15 protein-coding genes are annotated in these 19,158 nt (G+C 62.4%); 12 read left to right on the top strand and 3 right to left on the bottom strand.

The window, feature by feature from the left end; genetic code table 11:
* Window positions 1-103: 103 nt before the first annotated feature.
* Window positions 104-1,516, bottom strand: a complete 1,413-nt coding sequence (locus LR961_RS15430) for a PLP-dependent aminotransferase family protein (protein WP_232150828.1) — start codon at window positions 1,514-1,516, stop codon at window positions 104-106.
* Between the two features lie 183 nt (window positions 1,517-1,699).
* Between LR961_RS15430 and cyoA the strand changes: the two genes are divergently transcribed.
* From cyoA to LR961_RS15490, 12 genes are all read left to right on the top strand, one after another.
* On the top strand, window positions 1,700-2,599 hold the full coding sequence (cyoA, locus tag LR961_RS15435) for a ubiquinol oxidase subunit II (protein WP_232150829.1): 900 nt from the start codon (window positions 1,700-1,702) through the stop codon (window positions 2,597-2,599).
* A gap of 5 nt (window positions 2,600-2,604) precedes the next feature.
* Entirely contained in the window at window positions 2,605-4,587 is a 1,983-nt protein-coding gene (gene cyoB / locus LR961_RS15440) for a cytochrome o ubiquinol oxidase subunit I (protein WP_232150830.1), read from the top strand.
* A gap of 5 nt (window positions 4,588-4,592) precedes the next feature.
* Window positions 4,593-5,213, top strand: coding sequence for a cytochrome o ubiquinol oxidase subunit III (gene cyoC / locus LR961_RS15445; protein ID WP_232151167.1), 621 nt, complete (start codon window positions 4,593-4,595; stop codon window positions 5,211-5,213).
* A 2-nt stretch (window positions 5,214-5,215) separates the two neighbouring features.
* Window positions 5,216-5,548: a cytochrome o ubiquinol oxidase subunit IV gene (gene cyoD, locus LR961_RS15450; RefSeq protein WP_057631596.1), complete on the top strand. Its 333-nt coding sequence runs from the start codon at window positions 5,216-5,218 to the stop codon at window positions 5,546-5,548.
* A gap of 77 nt (window positions 5,549-5,625) precedes the next feature.
* Window positions 5,626-6,318: an SCO family protein gene (locus tag LR961_RS15455; protein ID WP_232150831.1), complete on the top strand. Its 693-nt coding sequence runs from the start codon at window positions 5,626-5,628 to the stop codon at window positions 6,316-6,318.
* Between the two features lie 249 nt (window positions 6,319-6,567).
* The gene (locus LR961_RS15460) at window positions 6,568-8,250 is read left to right on the top strand and encodes a hypothetical protein (protein WP_232150832.1); all 1,683 of its coding nucleotides are present in this window, start codon (window positions 6,568-6,570) and stop codon (window positions 8,248-8,250) included.
* 262 nt (window positions 8,251-8,512) lie between these two features.
* Window positions 8,513-11,452, top strand: a complete 2,940-nt coding sequence (tssI, locus tag LR961_RS15465) for a type VI secretion system Vgr family protein (RefSeq protein WP_232150833.1) — start codon at window positions 8,513-8,515, stop codon at window positions 11,450-11,452.
* The gene (locus tag LR961_RS15470; protein WP_232150834.1) at window positions 11,445-12,143 is read left to right on the top strand and encodes an N-acetylmuramoyl-L-alanine amidase; all 699 of its coding nucleotides are present in this window, start codon (window positions 11,445-11,447) and stop codon (window positions 12,141-12,143) included. Before tssI ends, LR961_RS15470 begins: the two co-directional genes overlap by 8 nt.
* On the top strand, window positions 12,094-12,510 hold the full coding sequence (locus LR961_RS15475; RefSeq protein WP_232150835.1) for a hypothetical protein: 417 nt from the start codon (window positions 12,094-12,096) through the stop codon (window positions 12,508-12,510). Before LR961_RS15470 ends, LR961_RS15475 begins: the two co-directional genes overlap by 50 nt.
* Window positions 12,511-12,688: 178 nt before the next feature.
* Window positions 12,689-12,841 (top strand): hypothetical protein, encoded by a 153-nt coding sequence (locus tag LR961_RS15480; protein WP_232150836.1) that lies wholly within the window; start codon window positions 12,689-12,691, stop codon window positions 12,839-12,841.
* 36 nt (window positions 12,842-12,877) lie between these two features.
* Window positions 12,878-14,872, top strand: a complete 1,995-nt coding sequence (locus tag LR961_RS19335; protein WP_232150837.1) for a DUF3274 domain-containing protein — start codon at window positions 12,878-12,880, stop codon at window positions 14,870-14,872.
* Between the two features lie 89 nt (window positions 14,873-14,961).
* The gene (locus LR961_RS15490) at window positions 14,962-16,539 is read left to right on the top strand and encodes a DUF2875 family protein (RefSeq protein WP_232150838.1); all 1,578 of its coding nucleotides are present in this window, start codon (window positions 14,962-14,964) and stop codon (window positions 16,537-16,539) included.
* 378 nt (window positions 16,540-16,917) lie between these two features.
* On the opposite strand, the gene LR961_RS15495 is transcribed toward LR961_RS15490, so the two are convergent.
* Window positions 16,918-18,033, bottom strand: a complete 1,116-nt coding sequence (locus LR961_RS15495; protein WP_232150839.1) for an alpha/beta hydrolase — start codon at window positions 18,031-18,033, stop codon at window positions 16,918-16,920.
* Window positions 18,034-18,165: 132 nt separating this feature from the next.
* Window positions 18,166-19,047: a LysR substrate-binding domain-containing protein gene (locus tag LR961_RS15500; protein ID WP_332311044.1), complete on the bottom strand. Its 882-nt coding sequence runs from the start codon at window positions 19,045-19,047 to the stop codon at window positions 18,166-18,168.
* Between the last annotated feature and the right edge of the window lie 111 nt (window positions 19,048-19,158).

Below are 19,158 nucleotides of genomic sequence, written 5' to 3' on the forward strand. Positions count from 1 at the left end.
TGAAACCTCAGCTTTTCCCGACGCACACCGACACCCACAAATCCATACAAGATTTGCAATGTATCATTTTTGTATGGATTTCGTCGGGAAGCTCCGGACGCGGTTAGACGATGACGTTGGTCCGCGTCTCAGGCGCAGCGGAGATAACTTCGGTGAGCTTGGTCAGTGCGGACGCCAGGCTGTGCTGGTCCACCGCCCCGCCCAGCGACAGGCGGATGGCGTTGCCGGCCTGCTCCTCGATGCTGAAGGCCTCGGAGCTGGCGATGCCCAGCCCCTGCGCCTGCGCCGACTGGATCAGCCGGTATTGATCCAGCCGCGGCGGCAGCGGCAGCCACACGTGCAGGCCGGTCGGGTGCGCCTGGTACGGCGCCGGCAGGATGCGGGCGGCGATCTGCTGGCGCTGGCGCAACTCCTGCTGGAAGCGGCGCACCATCTCGTCGGCCTGGCCGCTGCGGATCCAATGCGAGGCCACCGCCACCATCGACTGGGTCGGCATCAGCGCGATCGAGCGCAGCGCATCGAGCAGCGGCTCCATCGGCTCGCCCGGCGGGATCACCAGGTAGGCGGTGCGCAGGCCCGGGGCCAGGCACTTGGACAGGGTGGAGACGTAGTAGACGGGCGCTTCCGGGCGCGACTCCACGGCCAGCGGCGGCGCGGCATCGGCGGCCAACAGCCAGTACGGGTCGTCCTCGACCACCGCCACGCCGTGGCGCCGGGCAATGGCCAGGATGGCCGCCCGACGGGCCTGCGACATGGTTGCCGTGGTCGGGTTCTGGATGGTCGGTATCAGGTAGATCAGGCTGAGCTTGCGCAGCTGGCAGGCTTCTTCCAGCGCCTCCGGCAGCATGCCCTCATGGTCCATGGCGATGGGCGCGATGCCCCGCTGCAGCACGCGCGCGGCGGCCAGCAGGCCCGGATAGGTGAGCTGCTCGGCGGCGATCACGTCGCCCGGCTGGGTCTTGGCCAGCAGGAGGGCGCATAGCGCGGCCTGCGCGCCGGGGCAGATCACCACCCGCTCGGCCGACACCGCGCCCAGGATCGGCGCCAGCCACTGCACGGCGGCGGCCCGGTCGTCACGGGAACCGGCGCCGACGTGATAACTCATCAATTCGCCCTGCCCCAGCTGCTGGCTGAGCTGCTGGAAGCCCCGCTCCATGCTCTGCGCGAACGGGCTGCTGCCCAGCAGCGGCGGGATGTTCATGCTCAGGTCCACCGAAGTGGCGCTGTTGCCGGCCGACATGGCAATGAAGGTGCCGCCCGCGCCCTGTGCGTCGAGCAGGTCGGACTGGCGCAGCTCGGCATAGGCACGGGTGACGGTGGTCAGGTCCACGCCCATCAGCTGGGCCAGGTCACGCTGCGGCGGCAGCCGGTCGCCGGGCTGAAGCACGCCATCGTCCACGGCCTCGCGCACCTGCTGGGCAATCTGCAGGTACAGCGGGCCAGTGCCCTCGGTGAAGGGACGGACCCAGGTCCGGTTGGGCTTTTTCAGGCGTCGGCCAGCGGCAGGTTGCTGCATCAGGGAAATCCTTCCATGCGTTGTACGTGCATCAACCCATACAATGCTGTATCTTGTATGGGCTTGACTGGATCGGCAATCCTTTTGTAGGCGCCGCCGTACGGACAGTGTAGCCGCTCCCCGCCCGTGTATCGGGCGCTGGCAGTCCCCGGTCAGCAGCTCCTTCAACAGGGTCGACCTTCAATGAATATCTGCTGGAAACGCATCCGCCCAGCGCTGGCCGCTTTGGCATGCGTGGGATTGGCTGGCTGCAACTGGGTACTGCTGGACTCCAAGGGCGACGTGGGCATTGCCCAGCGCGACCTGATCATCATCTGCGTCGCGCTGATGATGATCGTGGTAATACCGGCCATCGTGCTGACCTTCGTGTTCGCGTGGAAGTACCGCGCGGGCAACACCAAGGCCAAGTACATCCCCGAGTGGGCGCATTCGACCAAGGTGGAGATCGTGGTCTGGGGCGTGCCGTTGATCATCGTCGCCATCCTGGCGGTGATCGTGTGGAAATCCACGCACGAGCTTGACCCGTACAAGCCGCTGGATATCCCCGGCGAGCCGCTGCATGTGGAAGTCATCGCCACCGACTGGAAGTGGGTGTTCGTCTACCCCGACCTGGGCATTGCCACGGTCAACCAGCTCAACTTCCCGGCCGGGCAACAGCTGGCGTTCGACATCACCTCCAACTCGACGATGAATACCTTCTTCATCCCGCAGCTGGGTGGGCAGATCTACGCGATGGCCGGCATGCGCACGCAGCTGCACCTGGTCGCCAACGAGCCGGGCAAGTTCGACGGCATGTCGGGCAACTACAGCGGCCACGGCTTCTCCAACATGAAGTTCATCGCCACCGCGATGACCAATGAACAGTTCGACGCATGGGTCGCCGAAGTACGCACCTCGCCCGACCAGCTGAGCTTCGACGAATTCAAGCGACTGGCCGCGCCCACCCGCAAGGAACCGGTGCGCCACTTCGCCACGGTCGAACCGCTGCTGTTCAAGAAGGTCATCGACCAGTTCATCGGCGTGGGTGAGAACACCGCGGCCACATCGGGCCATCACGCAGAAACCAAGGCCTCCCAGGAGTAATGAACATGTTCGGTAAGTTGACGTGGGATGCCGTGCCATTGCACGACCCGATCGTCGTGGTGACATTGGCGGGCATGGTGCTCGGCGGCATCGCACTGCTCGCTGCGGTCACCTATTTCAAACTGTGGGGCGTGCTCTGGCGCGACTGGTTCACCACGGTGGACCACAAGAAGATCGGCATCATGTATGTCGTCGTCGCGCTGGTGATGCTGGTGCGCGGCTTTGCCGACGCACTGATGATGCGCGCGCAGCTGGCCGCCGCCGGACCCGGCAGTGATGGCTTCCTGCCACCCGAGCACTACGACCAGATCTTCACCGCGCATGGCGTGATCATGATCTTCTTCGTGGCCACCCCTTTCGTGGTGGGCCTGATGAACATCATCGTGCCGCTGCAGATCGGCGCGCGCGACATGGCATTCCCGTTCCTCAATGCCTTCAGCTTCTGGATCTTCGTGGTCGGCGCTGCGCTGATGATGATCTCGCTGGGCGTTGGCGAATTCGCGATGACCGGTTGGGTGGCATATCCGCCGCTGTCGGGCATCGAGTTCAGTCCAGGCGTTGGCGTTGACTACTACATCTGGGCGCTACAGGCCTCCGGTGTCGGCACCCTGCTGACCGGCGTCAACCTGTTCATCACCATCCTTCGCATGCGTGCGCCGGGCATGACGCTGATGAAGATGCCGGTGTTCACCTGGACCGTGCTGGTCACCAGCGTGATCATCATCGCAGCCTTCCCGATCCTGACCGTCGCACTCGGCGCGCTGACGCTTGACCGCTACCTGGACTTCAACTTCTACACCAATGACCTGGGTGGCAACCCGATGATGTACGTCAACCTGGTGTGGGCCTGGGGCCACCCGGAGGTGTACATCCTGGTACTGCCGGCGTTCGGCATTTTCTCGGAAGTCACCGCGACGTTCTCCCGCAAGAAGTTGTTCGGCTACAAGTCGATGGTGGGTGCGACACTGGCCATCGGCATCCTGTCGTTCGTGGTGTGGCTGCACCACTTCTTCACCATGGGTTCCGGCGCGAGCGTCAATGCCTTCTTCGGCATCATGACGATGATCATCGCGATTCCGACTGGCGTGAAAATCTTCACCTGGCTGTTCACCATGTACGGCGGCCGCGTGGAGTTCAGCGTGCCGATGCTGTGGACCATTGCCTTCCTGGTGACCTTCACCATCGGCGGCATGACGGGCGTGCTGCTGGCCATTCCGGGTGCGGACTTCCTGCTGCACAACAGCCTGTTCCTGGTTGCCCACTTCCACAACACCATCATCGGTGGCGCGCTGTTCGGCTACCTGGCCGGCTTCGTCTACTGGTTCCCGAAGGTGTTCGGCTTCACCCTCAACGAGCGTCTGGGCAAGTGGTCGTTCGCCTGCTGGGTGATCGGCTTCTATCTGGCCTTCATGCCGCTGTACATGCTCGGCTTCATGGGCATGACCCGGCGCATGAACCAATACGACAACCCGGCGTGGACGCCATACCTGATCGCCGCCTTCATCGGTGCTCTGTTCGTGTTCGCGGGCATCATCCTGATGCTGGTGCAGATCTACGTCAGCGTTCGCGATCGCAAGAAGAACCAGGACGTCACCGGCGACCCGTGGAATGCGCGCACGCTGGAATGGGCAACGCCCTCGCCGCCGCCGTTCTACAACTTCGCCGTGGTGCCCAAGGCCGACCAGCTGGATGCCTTCCACGAAGCCAAGAAGGAAGGCCTGCCACCGCCACCTAAGACGTACGCGCCGATCCACATGCCACGCAACACCGGCGTGCCGCTGATCCTCAACATCTGGATCCTGGTGCTGTGCTTCGCGTTGATCTGGCACATCTGGTGGCTGGCCGGCGCGAGCTTCGTGGCGATGATCGTCACCTTGATCGTGCGCTCCTACGACGAGGACGTGGACTACTACGTCAGCGCCGATGAAGTGGCCAAGATCGAGAAACAACACCAAAGCAAGCTCAAGCAGCACGGGGTGATTGCATGAACCTGATGTCCAACACCGTGGTCACCACCGAGCAGGTGAGCGACCACGCCCATGACGACCATGGGCACGAACAGGGCGGCATGAAGGTCTTCGGCATGTGGGTGTACCTCATGTCCGACCTGGTGCTGTTCGGCTCGCTGTTCGCCTCGTATGCAGTGCTCAGCAACGCATACGCCGGCGGCCCGACCGGCGCGCAGCTGTTCTCGCTGCCGTTCGTGATGGTCGAGACGTTCCTGCTGTTGTTCTCCAGCATCACCTACGGCCAGGCCGTGCTGGCGATGCACCGGCAGAACAAGCAGGCGGTGCTGGCATGGCTGGGCGTCACCTTCGCGCTCGGCGCCGGCTTCATCGGCATGGAGCTATATGAGTTCAACCACCTGATCCACATCGGCGCCGGCCCGACCACCAGCGCGTACCTGTCGGCGTTCTTCGCGCTGGTGGGCACGCACGGCCTGCACGTGGCCAGCGGCCTGATCTGGATGGCGGTGGTGATGCACCAGGTGCATCGCCGCGGCCTCACCCCGACCAATGTCACCCGCATTTCCTGCCTGAGCCTGTTCTGGCACTTCCTGGACCTGGTCTGGATCTGCGTCTTCACCTTTGTCTATCTGATTGGAGTGTTCTGACCATGTCCGATATCGATACGTCCCGCGCCGGTGGTGGACATGGCTCGACCCGCTCCTACCTGATCGGCTTCGTGATCTGCGCGGTGCTCACCGTCATCCCCTTCATGCTGGTGATGAACCCGGTGTTGTCGCGGCCGCTGACGCTGTTCCTGCTGGTCGGCTTTGCCGTCGTGCAGATCATCGTGCAGCTGGTGTACTTCCTGCACATGAACCGCTCCTCGGAGGGCGGTTGGAACCTGGCCAGTTTTGTTTTCACCCTGGTCATTCTTTTCATCGTGGTCGCGCTCTCCATCTGGATCATCTGGAGCATGCACTTCCACATGATGGTCAACTGATGCACACGCACGGGCTGGCAGGCAACTGCCGGCCCGTGTCGCGTGCGTTGGCAGGCCATCCCTGCATCGATAGAGCCATGTCCCGTTATCGCTCCCCCGCCATTCGTCTTGCCGCCCTGGCACGCAAGCTTCGTCTCTCCACTGTCCTCGTCGCCGCCGCCAGCGTGCTGTTGGTTGCCTGCGCGGCCAAACCCAAGGTGGATTTCTACGGCAAGGACATCGCCTGCGAAGAACTGGGCCAGCACTGGACGCTGCCCGACAGCAGCGGCGTCACCCGCTCGCCCACCGACTTCCACGGCAAGGTCACCTATCTGTTCTTCGGCTTCACCAGTTGCCCGGACGTGTGTCCGACCACGATGGTCGAGCTCAATCGTGTGAAGCATCTGATGGGCTCGGATGCGGACAACCTGCAGGTGGTATTCGTCACCGTCGACCCGGCACGCGACACCCCGGCCGTCGCCGAGACGTATGTGAAAGCCTTCGACCCCACCGCAACCGCACTGATCGGTAACGATGCACAGCTGGCAGCAATGGCGTCATCGTTCAAGGCGTTCTACGAACGCGAGGACGGCAGTTTGCCGGGCACCTACACCATGACCCACACCTCGGGTGGCTACGTGTTCGACCGCCAGGGCCAGCTGCGTTTGTTTGCACCGTTCGGAATGCCTGTGGAACAGCTGTTCTCCGACGTCCAGCGGCTGACGCTGGAACCGAAACTGCCTGTTGGCCAGCAGCGATCACCGGGCTGCAGGGTAACGGCGTCGGGCTGAGTCGAGCGGATGCGTGCTCAACCGATGACCTGAGCACGCATCGACACGCTGCCCCGATCAAGCGGCGGCGTTCCGGCATGAATCGTGCCAGTCGATGCACTTCCGCCGCGTCTTCGCACCGGGGCAGCAGCGCACTGTTACATGCTTGAAACACTCTGCCGCCGCCCCTGCAGCGACTTTCACGCCGCCGTATCAACGGCCGGCTTTTCCAGCGCTATCGTCGCGCCTGTCCGTCACGGAGAGGCCATGATGATCCGCCGCCCCCTGCTCCTGCTGCTGCCCTCGGCGCTGGCCGTGGCCCTGCTTGCGGGTTGTGATTCAGGCAAGCAGAAAACCGCCGATGCTCCGGCCGACGTCGGCGCAGCCGAGCTGCCGCTGTTTGAGACCTTCGGCGATCTGCATCGCGACGTTGCCACACGCGTGCCAGCAGCGCAGCGCTACTTCGACCAGGGCCTGCGGCTGGCCTACGGCTTCAATCACGAAGCCGCCGGCCGCGCCTTCGCCGAAGCGGCACGGCTGGACCCGCAATGTGCAATGTGCGTGTGGGGCCAGGCGCTGGTACTGGGGCCGAACATCAACCTGCCGATGGACCCGGCCGCGGCCAGCCAGGCCACCACGCTTGCCGCACGCGCGGCGTCACTGGCCGGCAATGCCCGTCCAGTGGATCGTGCTTTGATCCAGGCGTTGCAGACGCGCTACGCCGATCCCGCACCGGAGGATCGCAAGCCACTGGATCGCCGCTATGCCGATGCGATGGCGCGCGTGGTCGCCGAGTTCCCCGACGATGACGATGCCGCCACGTTGTACGCCGAAGCGCTGATGGACCTCTCGCCATGGGCGTACTGGAATGCGGACGGCTCGCCGGCGCCGTTCACGCCAACCCTGGTCGGTGAACTGGAACGCGTGCTGGCGCGCAATCCGCGCCATATCGGTGCGATGCATTACTTCATCCACGCCATCGAGGCCTCGCCTGAACCGCAGCGTGGTGAGCCGCATGCAGATGCGCTGGCCGCGCTTGCGCCCGGTTCCGGGCATCTGGTGCACATGCCGGCGCACATCTACATCCGCGTTGGCCGCTACCACGACGCCACCCTGACCAATCTTGCCGCCACCACCGCCGACAAGGATTTCCTTGCGGTGTGCCGTGGCAGCAACGGCGTCTACCCGCTGGGTTACGTGCCACACAACTGGCACTTCGCCGCCATGACCACCGGCCTGACCGGCTCGCGCACGCTGGCATTGCAGGCGGCCAAGCAGACCGCCGAGCGCGCCGATCATGCCGCGATGGGCGAAGCGCCGATGCAGTTCATGCAGCAGTTCGTGGTGACGCCATTGCTTACCCAGGTCCGCTTCGGCGACTGGGACGCGATCCTGTCCGACACAACCCCACCGCCGGCCCTGCCCTACCCGACCGCGATCGGTCATTTCGCACGCGGCATGGCCCACGTGCGCAAGGGCGCATTGGCCGATGCCGCACGCGAAGCCGATGCCTTGCATGCCATCGCGGTGAACCCTGCAATGGCGCAGGTCAGCTTCTTCGACATCAACCACGCCGACGGCGTACTGAAAGTGGCCGACGCGCTGCTGCACGGCGAGTTGTTGCAAGCACAGGGCAAGCAGGCAGAAGCCATCGCCGCATTGCGCCAAGCCGCCGCCGCCGAGGATGCCCTGGCCTACAACGAGCCGGCCGACTGGCCGCTGCCCGTTCGCCCCTACCTGGGCGCCGCGCTGCTGGAAGCCGGCGATGCCAAGGGCGCCGCAGATGCCTTCACCCAGGATCTGAAAACCTACCCGGTCAACGGCTGGTCGCTTTTCGGCCTGGCGCAGGCGCAACAGGCGCTGGGCCAGACCGATGCCGCCAGCGAGACATCACGCCAGCAAGCGAAGGCCTGGCAATGGGCGGATGCACCGTTGACTGCGGCGAGGTACTAAAAATCGCGTCCGACTGCCCCTCGCATGCAGGTGTGGAGCCCCTGGACCCAAGCTATTAGAACAGCGTCCCCGCCAAGGGCGGGATCTACATCCTCGCTTTGAGCCAGTATCTGAATACCTTCAAACATCGGCTCATCAAAGCATGAATCAGATAACGACCGTACGGATGTCTAGTTTTTGAGGCTTTTCCTATAGCCTCCGGCAGGCGTGATCGCTGAGCATCCCTATGCCTTCCTCAAGGTAGGCCCAACGGAATGAACTCATGCAGCGCTTAACTCAAGCCGCGTGGACTGGAATGGATTCCAGCCAACGACTGATCGATATCGAGTGGACCGGGCCGGGCGTTCACCCGCCACTGTGGCCGTACTGCATCCGCTACCGCGACGAACTCAATCGCCCGTTTCTGCTCAACGCCACCTGCTTCTGCGGCGCTGAAGGCGTCGATCTGAAGCAGGTACTGGGTAAGCCCGTGGCATTCGCTGTGGACATCGGCCCCGGCCAACACCGCTGGTTGGCCGGGATCGTCACCGTTGCCGGGAAACGTGAGGGTACTGGAAGCTTCGCCACCGTTGAATTGCAGGTGGAATCAGCGCTGTCACTACTGGATCGCAGGCGCACCTGCCGCGTTTTCCAGGACCAAAGCGTGCCGCAGATCGTTACGACCATTCTGGATGAGCACCGCCAACGCAACCCTGCGATAGCGGCGGCGTTCACGCACACCAGGGAACTGCAGCGCTCCCATCCAGTGCGCTCATACTGCGTGCAGTTCAACGAAAGTGACCTGGCCTTCATCGATCGCCTACTAGCCGAAGAACGCATTACTTACTATTTCACCTTCGATCGCCATAACAGCATCAATGGGCATCAACTAGTCCTCACCGACACAGCGCCATACCGGGATCAGGTCCCGCTCACACTGCACTACCGGGCGCAAGCCGATGCAGTTGGCCAGCCGGAACAGCGACTGACCGGATGGACAACGCAGCGACATCTGGCACAAAGCCGCGTCAGCCTGACCAGCCATGACTACCTGGTGGCCGCGCGCCTGCAAGGCGAGGATGAAAGCGCGTTCGAGCAAAGTGAAAGCGGGCGGCAGGCAACCTCCACCCTGACCAGCTATCAGGCGGAGGCGCCCTACTATGCGGACCACGGACGTGAGCTGGGCGCTTACGCACGATTGCGGATGCAGGCTGAAGAACTGCAGGCCAGCACGTTCTGCGGCCAAGGGCCCCTCGTCGGCCTGCGCCTCGGCGAGAGCATTCTCCTCGAAGACCACCCTGCGCATGCCGGTGAAAGCACACAGCAACGCACCTTCGTCGTTACCAGCACCACGCTGTGGCTGTGCAACAACGCACCGGAAGCTTGGCAGCTACCTCCATCACTACTGGAGCAAGCAGGCCTTCTCAGCAATGATGGGATGGACACGAATCCAGCGTCTCTGCATGAGAACGTCAAGGTGGATTTCACTGCCGTACACAGAGACGTCACCCTGGTGCCCCGCTACGCCGGCACCCTGGACCGTCCGACCGCAAATGGGCCACAGACCGCCACCGTCGTCGGTCCTTCGGGTGAAGAAGTGTTCACCGACGCATTGGGCCGCATACGCATTCAGTTCCACTGGCAACGCCCTGACGAACACCCCAATGGCACGGCCGCTAGCAATGAGCGCGCTTCGACCTGGGTGCGCGTGGCCATGCCCAGCAGCGGCACCGGCTTCGGCCATCAGTTCGTGCCGCGGGTTGGCCAGGAAGTGCTGGTTGCCTTCCTGCATAACGACATTGACCGGCCCGTAGTAGTAGGCACGTTGTACAACGGCCAGCATGCGCCCCCGTCTTTCAGCGGACGCAGTGGGCTTCCTGGCAACCGAGCACTCTCCGGCATCCAATCACGCGAGCATCGCGGGCAAGGCTACAGCGAGTTGCTGATGGATGACACGCCCGGCCAGGTTCGCACGCGCTTGGCAACCACATCATTTGCCAGCGAGTTGAATCTGGGCAAGCTGAGTACGTCACGCGCGGATGGCCAGGCACAGCCACGCGGAGAAGGCGCTGAGCTGCGCACGGACGCCGCATTGGCGCTACGCGCTGCGCATGGTGTCCTGATCACCAGCTACGCTCGCGAGTTGGCCGGAGGTGGGCAGCTGGACCGGCAGGAACTGCTGGCCTTACTGGACGATTGCATCGACCTGTTTCGCGGCCTAGGCCAGACCGCCAGCCAGCGCGGCGCCCAACAAAGCGACAACGACGGCATGGATCGCCTGCAGAACGCCATCACGGCCTGGTCCGAATCCAGCAGTGAGACCGGCGCGCCGGTTGTGGCCATTGCTGGTCATTCGGGAATCCTCAGCACCACACCGCAGTCGCAGCTGCACTATGCCGGCGCCAATCACGACATTGTTGCCACCGACAACGTGCAGTCCGTCAGTGGTGGCGTCACGCTTCTGCAGGCAGGTGCTGGCGTTTCCATCTATGCGCAGGATGGCGGTATCCAGGCCATAGCCAACCGTGGCCAGGTACTGGTTCAGACGCAAGATGCCGACATCGCGCTCAATGCGCAGAAGTCGCTGCATGCATCGGCAAACGAGGGCGAAGTACTGGTTACCGCCCCCACCATCCGCCTGGTGGCCGATGACGGCAGCTACATCCGCATTGGCAACGGCATAGAGATCGGCACGCAAGGAGATGTGAAGGTGCATGGCACCAAACACGATTGGCTGGGGCCGAAGACAGACGGTGTCACCATTCCCGCTTTCGGGCATGACCCGGCGGCGCGGCAGTACCGTTTTCACTACGAGGGCGACAGTGATGCTGCGGTCCCCAGCCTGGATTATCGCCTCGTGCTGGAGGATGGGCAGAAGGTGGAAGGTACTGCGGGGGCTGATGGTCAGAGTGTGCGTGTAGAGCGCGGGACCATGCAGAAGGTTACCGTCGAAGCCTTCAGACAGACCGAGGACGCAGGCCTGACACAGCGTGCCATCTCCCATATGTCGGATTCTCCGCATGACAGTCCCTATATCCAGCAGTTTCAGTTGTTCTCCGATCTCACCGGCCTTCCCCTAGCGCGCCGCAGCTACAAGATCCTTCGGCAAAGCGGCGACACAGAGCACGGAATCACAGACACGGACGGTATGACTCATGTTGTGAAGGCCACTGCAGTGGAACTACTCCAAGTGGAGCTGGATGAGGAGATACCACATGCATAAGTCCTTCCATGTTGGTCGTGGATATTCCAGCCCTGCGGCCGAACGGCAGCCAGTGCGATTACGGGTACCGGTCTACATTGATGACTCTGGCTATGTGCAGAACGCGGGATTCATGTTCAAACCGATAGAAAAACTTGAGGGCGGTCCGTTGCGAGGACCAATCGCTATCGTGATGCATCGCACGGCTGGCTCGACGGTAGAAAGTGCCTTGGCTGCCTACAGGTCCAGCGGGTACGGAACGCACTTCACCATTGACAAAGATGGTGCGATCTACCAGACGGCCAGCTTGAAGCAATTTACCCGTCATGTAGGAACCATTGCGCCGCGGTGTATTCGCGAAGGCACATGCGTTGGCGACGAGGAGCGAAAGTTGAACTTGCTTTCGTATAAGGGAAAACACGATCACGAGATAAGGAAGACCTATCCCGCGCGGTATCCAATAAATGAAGACAGCATCGGAATAGAGGTTGTCGCTCGACATATCCCTCAAGAAGCACGCTGGGATCCCGCTACCGGCCATCAACAAGAATCAGTATCTCGACTGATCGCAGTTCTCTTCAAAGAGTTCAACATAACGAGTTCGGATACCTACGAGCATGACAAGATTTCGTACAAGACACTTGGTGAAGGTGCTGGCTTGTATGGCGGCATTGACAGCCTGCCAGTCACGCTCCCAGAACCCATCATCTGAGAATTATCGCCAGTATTCGATCAGTCTGATATCAGTTTACGAAGTACAGCGCGATGAAACTTCGTCGCAAGTGCAGGAGGCGACCCAGGTTTGTCCACAGTGGAAGATGACAAAAGAAAGTGCTTTCTTTGTTCTTTCTGAGAGTCAGCCGATCGATCCGCAGGCCTATTTTCGAGAACTCAATACGGCGCCATGCAAGGTCACCGGCGAACTTCTGTCAGATGGCAACCTATGGAGATTCACGATCAACGCCGGTTCCGGCGTCATCTGGTCGCGTGGCGATGAGCATCGATATTTCGCATGCATGGCGGACGCATGTGACGCACTCATGCTGATGCCGTATCCCCGTCTTGGCGACAAGTTGTGATTGGTGTCGCGTCATGTGGAATGTCCAACGTCATTCTCCCTTCGCACTAGCTGGCTGTCTTATGGTGGCATGCGCCCATGAACCTGAAGGAACTGTTCTTCGGGATTTTGTTAGATCCAGGAACCTCTGCCATCACCTGCGAGGCGAGATTCCCGCCCCTGATCCGGAGAGTCCGCAGGTGCTCGATCGTGTCATCGATGAGGCAAATAAGGCATGCGTCGGTACCGATGCGCTGCTGAAAGACCTGAAAAGTCGCTACAAGGCCAATACCGAAATCTTGCAGCTTCTGTCCCGATACGAAGATCGTATCGAGGCGACTCCGCTGGATTGATGACATGGACGCCACAGTGAGAACAGGAGTGTTCAAGTGAGCAACTACGAGACCGTGAGCCAAAGCCGGCTTGTTCCCAATGCGACGGTGCCGAGCAACACGCCCGTATCGCGCTCACGCCCAGGTGTGGTGATCTTTCTGCACGGGGTCAACGATCCCGGCGCCAGCTATGCCTCCGTCGAAGAAGGGCTTTGCCGGGGCCTCAACGAACGCCTGGACCGGAACGATATGCGGCCGGGGCGTTATGGCGTGGATTACAGGGCGGCGAAGAGAATGCCGGAAGCATCGCGGGACCAACGAACCCGCGACATGATCGACGATCCCGACACCCATCTCTACCTGCGCAAGGACCAGCATGCCAAGAGCGTGATGATTCCCTTCTATTGGGGCTACCGCGCGGCCGAGAGCGAAATACGGCGCGACAGGAGCGGCGATCCCACCAAGGTCCGCACCCAGTATCAGGACAAGCATGGCAATCGTCTGGACCGCCACTTCGGCAAAGCCGGTGGGGTCTTCGCCAATGCCACCAACAATCTTCCGGATATGTACGGCCCAGGCTTCGACAGCGCAGTTCGCCACGTAGCCAACGCAACCCTGCCCAACAGCCAGTACATGGGCAAGGGCCCACACCGCCGCTACTTCGTGCTGGCCGCCGAACGCCTGGCCACCCTGGTCAGCACCATCCGCGATCTGTTCCCGTCCGAGACCATCACCATCATGGGGCACAGCCAAGGCACCCTGATCACCTTGTTGGCGCAGGCACTGCTGGTGGATCGGCAGAAGCGCTGCGCCGACTGCGTGATCATGGTGGCCAGCCCCTACTCGATTCTGACCGGCCCCACGCCTGGCGGGCACAGCACGCTCGACACACTGGTACGTATCGTCGAACAGGTCACCAAGAGCCCTTACGCACTGCCAACGCTGGACAGCCTCGTTCAGGGGCACATTGATGCACGCGGCCGCGCGGGCTCGTGCTGGAACGCCCGCCAGGGACAACGTATTGGAAAAGGTGCAGGCACCGTGGTTTTTCCCGAGCGTGACAACCGCGGCAAGGTCTACCTGTACTTCAGCCCTGACGATGCCACGGTGGGGCTGGATGACGTATCCGGAATCGGCACGCTGGGTGTGCCGGACCTGGCCAATGGCTCCCCTGCAATGGACAAGCTGCGCACGCTGCGCTTCCACCAGCGGCTGTGGACCAAACGACACCGTGACGGCAAGCCGGTGATGGTGGGTGCGGAGCCCGGCCGGCAGCAGCTACGCGCCAAGGGCGAGCCTCGCCATGCAGCTGGGTGGTCCACAAAAAGCGCCGTCTCGGTTGCAATGAGCACAGATGAACTTCTGTGGACCAATGGCGAAGCACTTGTCCCCATGCATGCCCCGCAGATGTTCGGTGGCGAAGCGGTCAAAGGCAGTCCCACCACCCTCGGGCAGGATCGGCATGACGACGTCACGCGCAACATCGCGCTGGGCAAGGACGGTGCGGACTTTCCCTGGAAGCCATTGCCGGAAAGCTACAACGGCATGAGCGAGGAAGCGGCCCGCGCGAAGTTCAACAGCGAATCGGAAGATGAGAACAAGCAAACCCGCGCCGTGCGCACCGTACGCGGCGTTGGCATGTACAGCAGACATCTGGAACGGGAAATGACGCCCGAAGAGGCGCGAGAATGGATGGGAGAAGCAAAGAGCCAATTGGAGAACAACAGCTATCACTCCGCCATTCTGCGCGATCCGGAGAACCACCGCTGGGTCACCGCGATGGATGTGGCGATTGGCCAGGGCTTCAGTCTGGATGATCCGGATTGGCGGCAGCTGCTGGTCTGGATGGCGGACTGGCGGATGACGCCGGAGCGGCTTGAACTGATGCAGGACAACAAGAAATGGAAAGTCCTGAGTGAGCACGCCAAGAGGCTCATTACCGCCTCCAGCAACTACTACGACGCGGGTGTATTCCCGCCCGCTTCACTCGTCAATCTCGACAGGATGCCCTCTCTGGTGACCGGCATCATTCTCTACGGTGGCAGCCTGTGAGGACCCTTCATTCTCTACGGCCGCGTTTGGCACCTTACGGCTGGACGGCTGCAATCCTGAGCCTGCTATGGACCGTGTGGATAGTGGTCATGGGCACATCCGGCAGCACCAGCACGATGAACGACATGGAGATGGGCTATATGCGCAGCACAATTGGCTGGGGTCTTGTTGGCATCGTCGCGCTGGCGGCAGTGGCCTACGGCGGGCATTGGGGATTCAAAGCACTCGCCTATTCGGAAGATGCAGCGCCCAATGCAGCCACCATCCGCACCTCGGTCCACGAGCAAGACGATGCACGCACCTGGTCATTGGAGCTGCGCGGTGTTGGGTTTGCTCCCGGCGGCAACCACCAGACCCCGGTCTGGAAAATGATTCAGCGCAAGCGCGACAACTTCGTGTCGATCTACTCGCAGGACCCCAAGGACTATCCGGATAATACCGAATCACGGCAGGTGTATGCAGGCATCAATACCGGTGCTGCTTTCCGATATGCCGCCACCGACTCGGTAGCCTATTGGCCCATTCCGACCTTCGCGGTGGAACCGCCCAACATCGGCGAGCGGGACTTCATCCGCGCCGCTGGCCTAGTCGGCGAGGGACGAAACAAGGGCTCACTCGGGGTGACCTTGTTTCTTTGGCAGGAGGACTCCAACACCTCCCACGCCCAGAAGATGATCGATGCGCTGTTCGGGCTGTTCGATACCAACGCGGAAGTCCCGATGGCAGTGATCGCCACGCGTGACGGCGATGTGATGCGCAACCGCTATAGCCCCCTGGGAACACCTCGAATGGCCGACGGCAACTACGTTCCTCAAATAGAGGACACCACCGCAACGCTGCTGGTTGCACGCACCGACAGGGTGGATCGCTACCTGCGTCCATTCGCGCCTGACTATGACGAAGACAACCAGGACACCCGTACCGATCTGGGCAAGCTCTGGAAGTTCTTCTTCGATAAGAAGACGCAGGCATACGAGCACTACACGGAGGAAGCACGTAAGACCGGTTCTGACACTGCCCGCCCGCCCAACGTCATGCCCACCCACTACTGGCATGCCGCCCTGCCCGAGCTGTGGAAACAAACCGACAACAAAGGCCCCGGCGTCTTCAAACCCACCCCATGGCTGCCGGTCCGCTGGGCCAAACACCAGGTGAAAGAGTTCGACGACGCCCCGCATCTGGGCCACCTGCATCGCCCCATCAAGGTGAGCCTGCGCGACGCCGACAGCAAACCGTTGAAACCCGCCTTGCAGACCCAGGCCATGATCGAAGGCTGGAAGCAGGCGCTGGCCACCTTGCCCGAAGGCCACGCGCCGGCCCGCGTGTTCTACGACAGCCATGACGGCACAGAATTGACCGTTGCCCTGAACAACGCCCTGCATGCACTGAACAACGATGGTCATGGGCTTGATCTGGGCAATGTCGATGAGGGCTATGACATCGGCCGGCGCATCGCCAACATCGGCCTGACCAGCCCGCTGGTGCAGATCGGACTGGGCGCAGTGGCCAGTTACCACGAAGGCGGGGCCAGCGCCGTGGTCTACGCCGGTGACGACGGTAGTGTCAGCATCCAGATGGTGCGCCCACCCAACGATGAGGAGAAAGCCCTCAACAACCCCATGGGCACCCAACTCGATCCCTTCATGCGCCGGGTACGCGGCGGATGAACGCGCCGATTTGTCTGGGGGATGCCACCAGCAGCGGTGGCAAGGTGACTGACTGCCAACTTGCCTCCAGCCATGCAGTAAGCGGCAAGGCCATCGCGATACTCGGTGATAGCGCTTCATGCCCGCTACACGGTGGAACTTTCCAATTCGTTGAAGGCCACCCAACGCGAAAAATGCAAGGAAAGCCGGTGGTGCTTGAAGGCCACAAGCTCGCCTGCGGCTGTCATGCCATTGCCGGGGGCCGTCTGGCAGTCCGCGTTGTTTGAGCGCTGACTGCGGCGTGTGGCCAAGTAAGGAATCAGCCTCAACTCCTGTGCGGCGCATAGTACAAATGTGGCGATGCGCCGCGCACGGCGCGACCGCCGATCTACCCCGTAGTCAACGCGCCGTAGCAGGTATGTCGTCTTCGGCCAACGGTCGCACCAACTGCACCAACGACAACAACGTCTTGCCTGGTTCTTCGTTCATCACCTCGTGGGCGGAATTCTCGAACCAGACCATGCGCTTGGAAGGGGCCTGCAACTGCTCGAACCATTCAGCAGCCACCGTCGAAGACACGTTCACATCGTGTCGCCCGAGAAACAGGATCACCGGGCACTCGATCGAGCGGACGCTGCTGAAATCGGTGTTCAGCACATCCGACAGCAATGCATTCTCCGAGGCCTCGTTGCCCTGCCACACCTTGGCCAGATCGGCGTCGGTGTACTCGGGCGCCAGCTTGATCGCCGCCGCTTCCGCGCCGCCACCGTTGCGCCCGTACACCATGCCGCCGTAGTGGTTGAGCCACTTGCGCTGCTTCATCACGTCCGCCACCGGAACCGGCGTGCTGCCCTGCGCGTAAGGTGCAACCGATTGCAGATCGGCGACGGCCTCGGCATTGCCGTCCTGCTGCGCCTGCTGCAACGTCCACGCCCAACCCCGACGCTCGCTTTCCGGCCCATTGGCCAGCTGGCCCATGCCGATGTACGCGTGCAGCCACTCCGGCTTCTTACGCGCCAGCTCCAGGCCCAGATAGCTGCCCCAGGAATGGCCGAGCACGAAAATCTTCTCCTTGCCCAGTTCGCGGCGCACCCAGGCAACCATTTCTTCGGTATCGGCGTTCATCCGCTCGATCGTCATGGTCGGCACGACGGTGGCCGGATCATTGGCCGCGTACGTTTTGCCAGCACCGCGCTGGTCCCATTGCACCACGGTGAAGTACTCCTCCCAGCCACGCTGGAAGTACCAGCTGGTCGGCATCGCCACCCAACCCGGGCCGCCATGCAGCATCAACAGCACCGGGTTGCGCGGATCGTTGCCACGGATGCTGACCCATTGGTCGATGCCGCCAATGCGCACCTTCTCCAACCGCTCGATGCCACCAGGCACCACCACCTTGCGCATGTCGGCGATGGCAGCAGTTGCGTCGGCGCGGGTGAAAGGACGTGGCGCGTCGGCAGCGCGTGCGCCAGCGGCCGCCACGGTGAGCAAGGTCAGTAGCAGGAAACACCGCATGTCAGCACCGTTGACGCAATCAGGAACCGCCGAGGGTAACCCGCGCCATCCATACGGCCAAAGCCGGGTTTGAATTGTTGCTACCCACTGCCCGCATCGCGCCGGCCAGCGGCGCCGGACAGCGCCTCGCTCTTACGCGTTCGCCTCTCCCAGCATCCGCATCAGCATCGTCGCCAAGGCCTTGACCTCCGGATCGGCGGATGGACGATGCAGCAACACCAGCTCGATGCTGTCGATCACCGGCAAGCCGCTGTCAGGCCCAAGCAGCACATGCGCCGCCGTCACCGCACGGGCCGGTAGCAGGCTGATGCCCAGGCCATCGCCTACCGCTGCCTGGATACCTCCCAGGCTGGAGCTGGTGAAACTGATGCGCCATTTCCGTCCCAATGCTTCGATGGCATCGATCATGTCCTCGCGATACAGCCCGCGCGGCGGGAACGCGACCAGCGGCACAGGGTCGGCGTCAAAGGCCGGGCTGGCCGCACCGTCGATCCAGCACATCGGTTCAGGCCAACAGGCCACGCCCTCGCGGCTGCCACGACGTTGCTTGACCAGCACCAGATCCAGCTCACCGCGGTCATAGCCTTCGCCCAACGCGCGGCTCAGCCCGCTGCTCACTTCCAGCTTCACCCGCGGATGATCGCGGCTGAACTCGGCCAGCAGCCGCGTGGTGCGGCCGGCAGCGAAGTCCTCGGGCACACCGAGGCGGATGGTGATCGGCGCACCGCCACTGGACAGCGCCTCGGCAAGCTCCTCGTTCAAGGCCAGCATCCGCCGCGCGTAACCGAGCACGGTTTCGCCGATGTCGGTCGGGCGGACGTCACGCACGCCACGATCCAGCAGACGATGCCCGGCCAGGTCCTCCAGCCGCCGCAGCTTCTGGCTGATGGTGGACTGGGTCGAATGCAGGCGCGTGGCGGCCACCGTGAAACTGCCGCAGTCGGCCACCGTCACCAGCGCCCGCAGCAGGTCCAGATCGAATGCCGGCCTATTTGATTTACGAATGTCGCCCATCGACATATTTAATTTCTGGATGGAATGGGCGACTTGTAGCATCAGCGCATACCCGGCGCAAACGCTTGCCCGGCAAGCATCCGGCGCGCCCTTGCAGGCCGCCACGCATCA

The organism is Stenotrophomonas sp. SY1 (assembly GCF_021202945.1).
Classification (GTDB): Bacteria; Pseudomonadota; Gammaproteobacteria; order Xanthomonadales; family Xanthomonadaceae; genus Stenotrophomonas.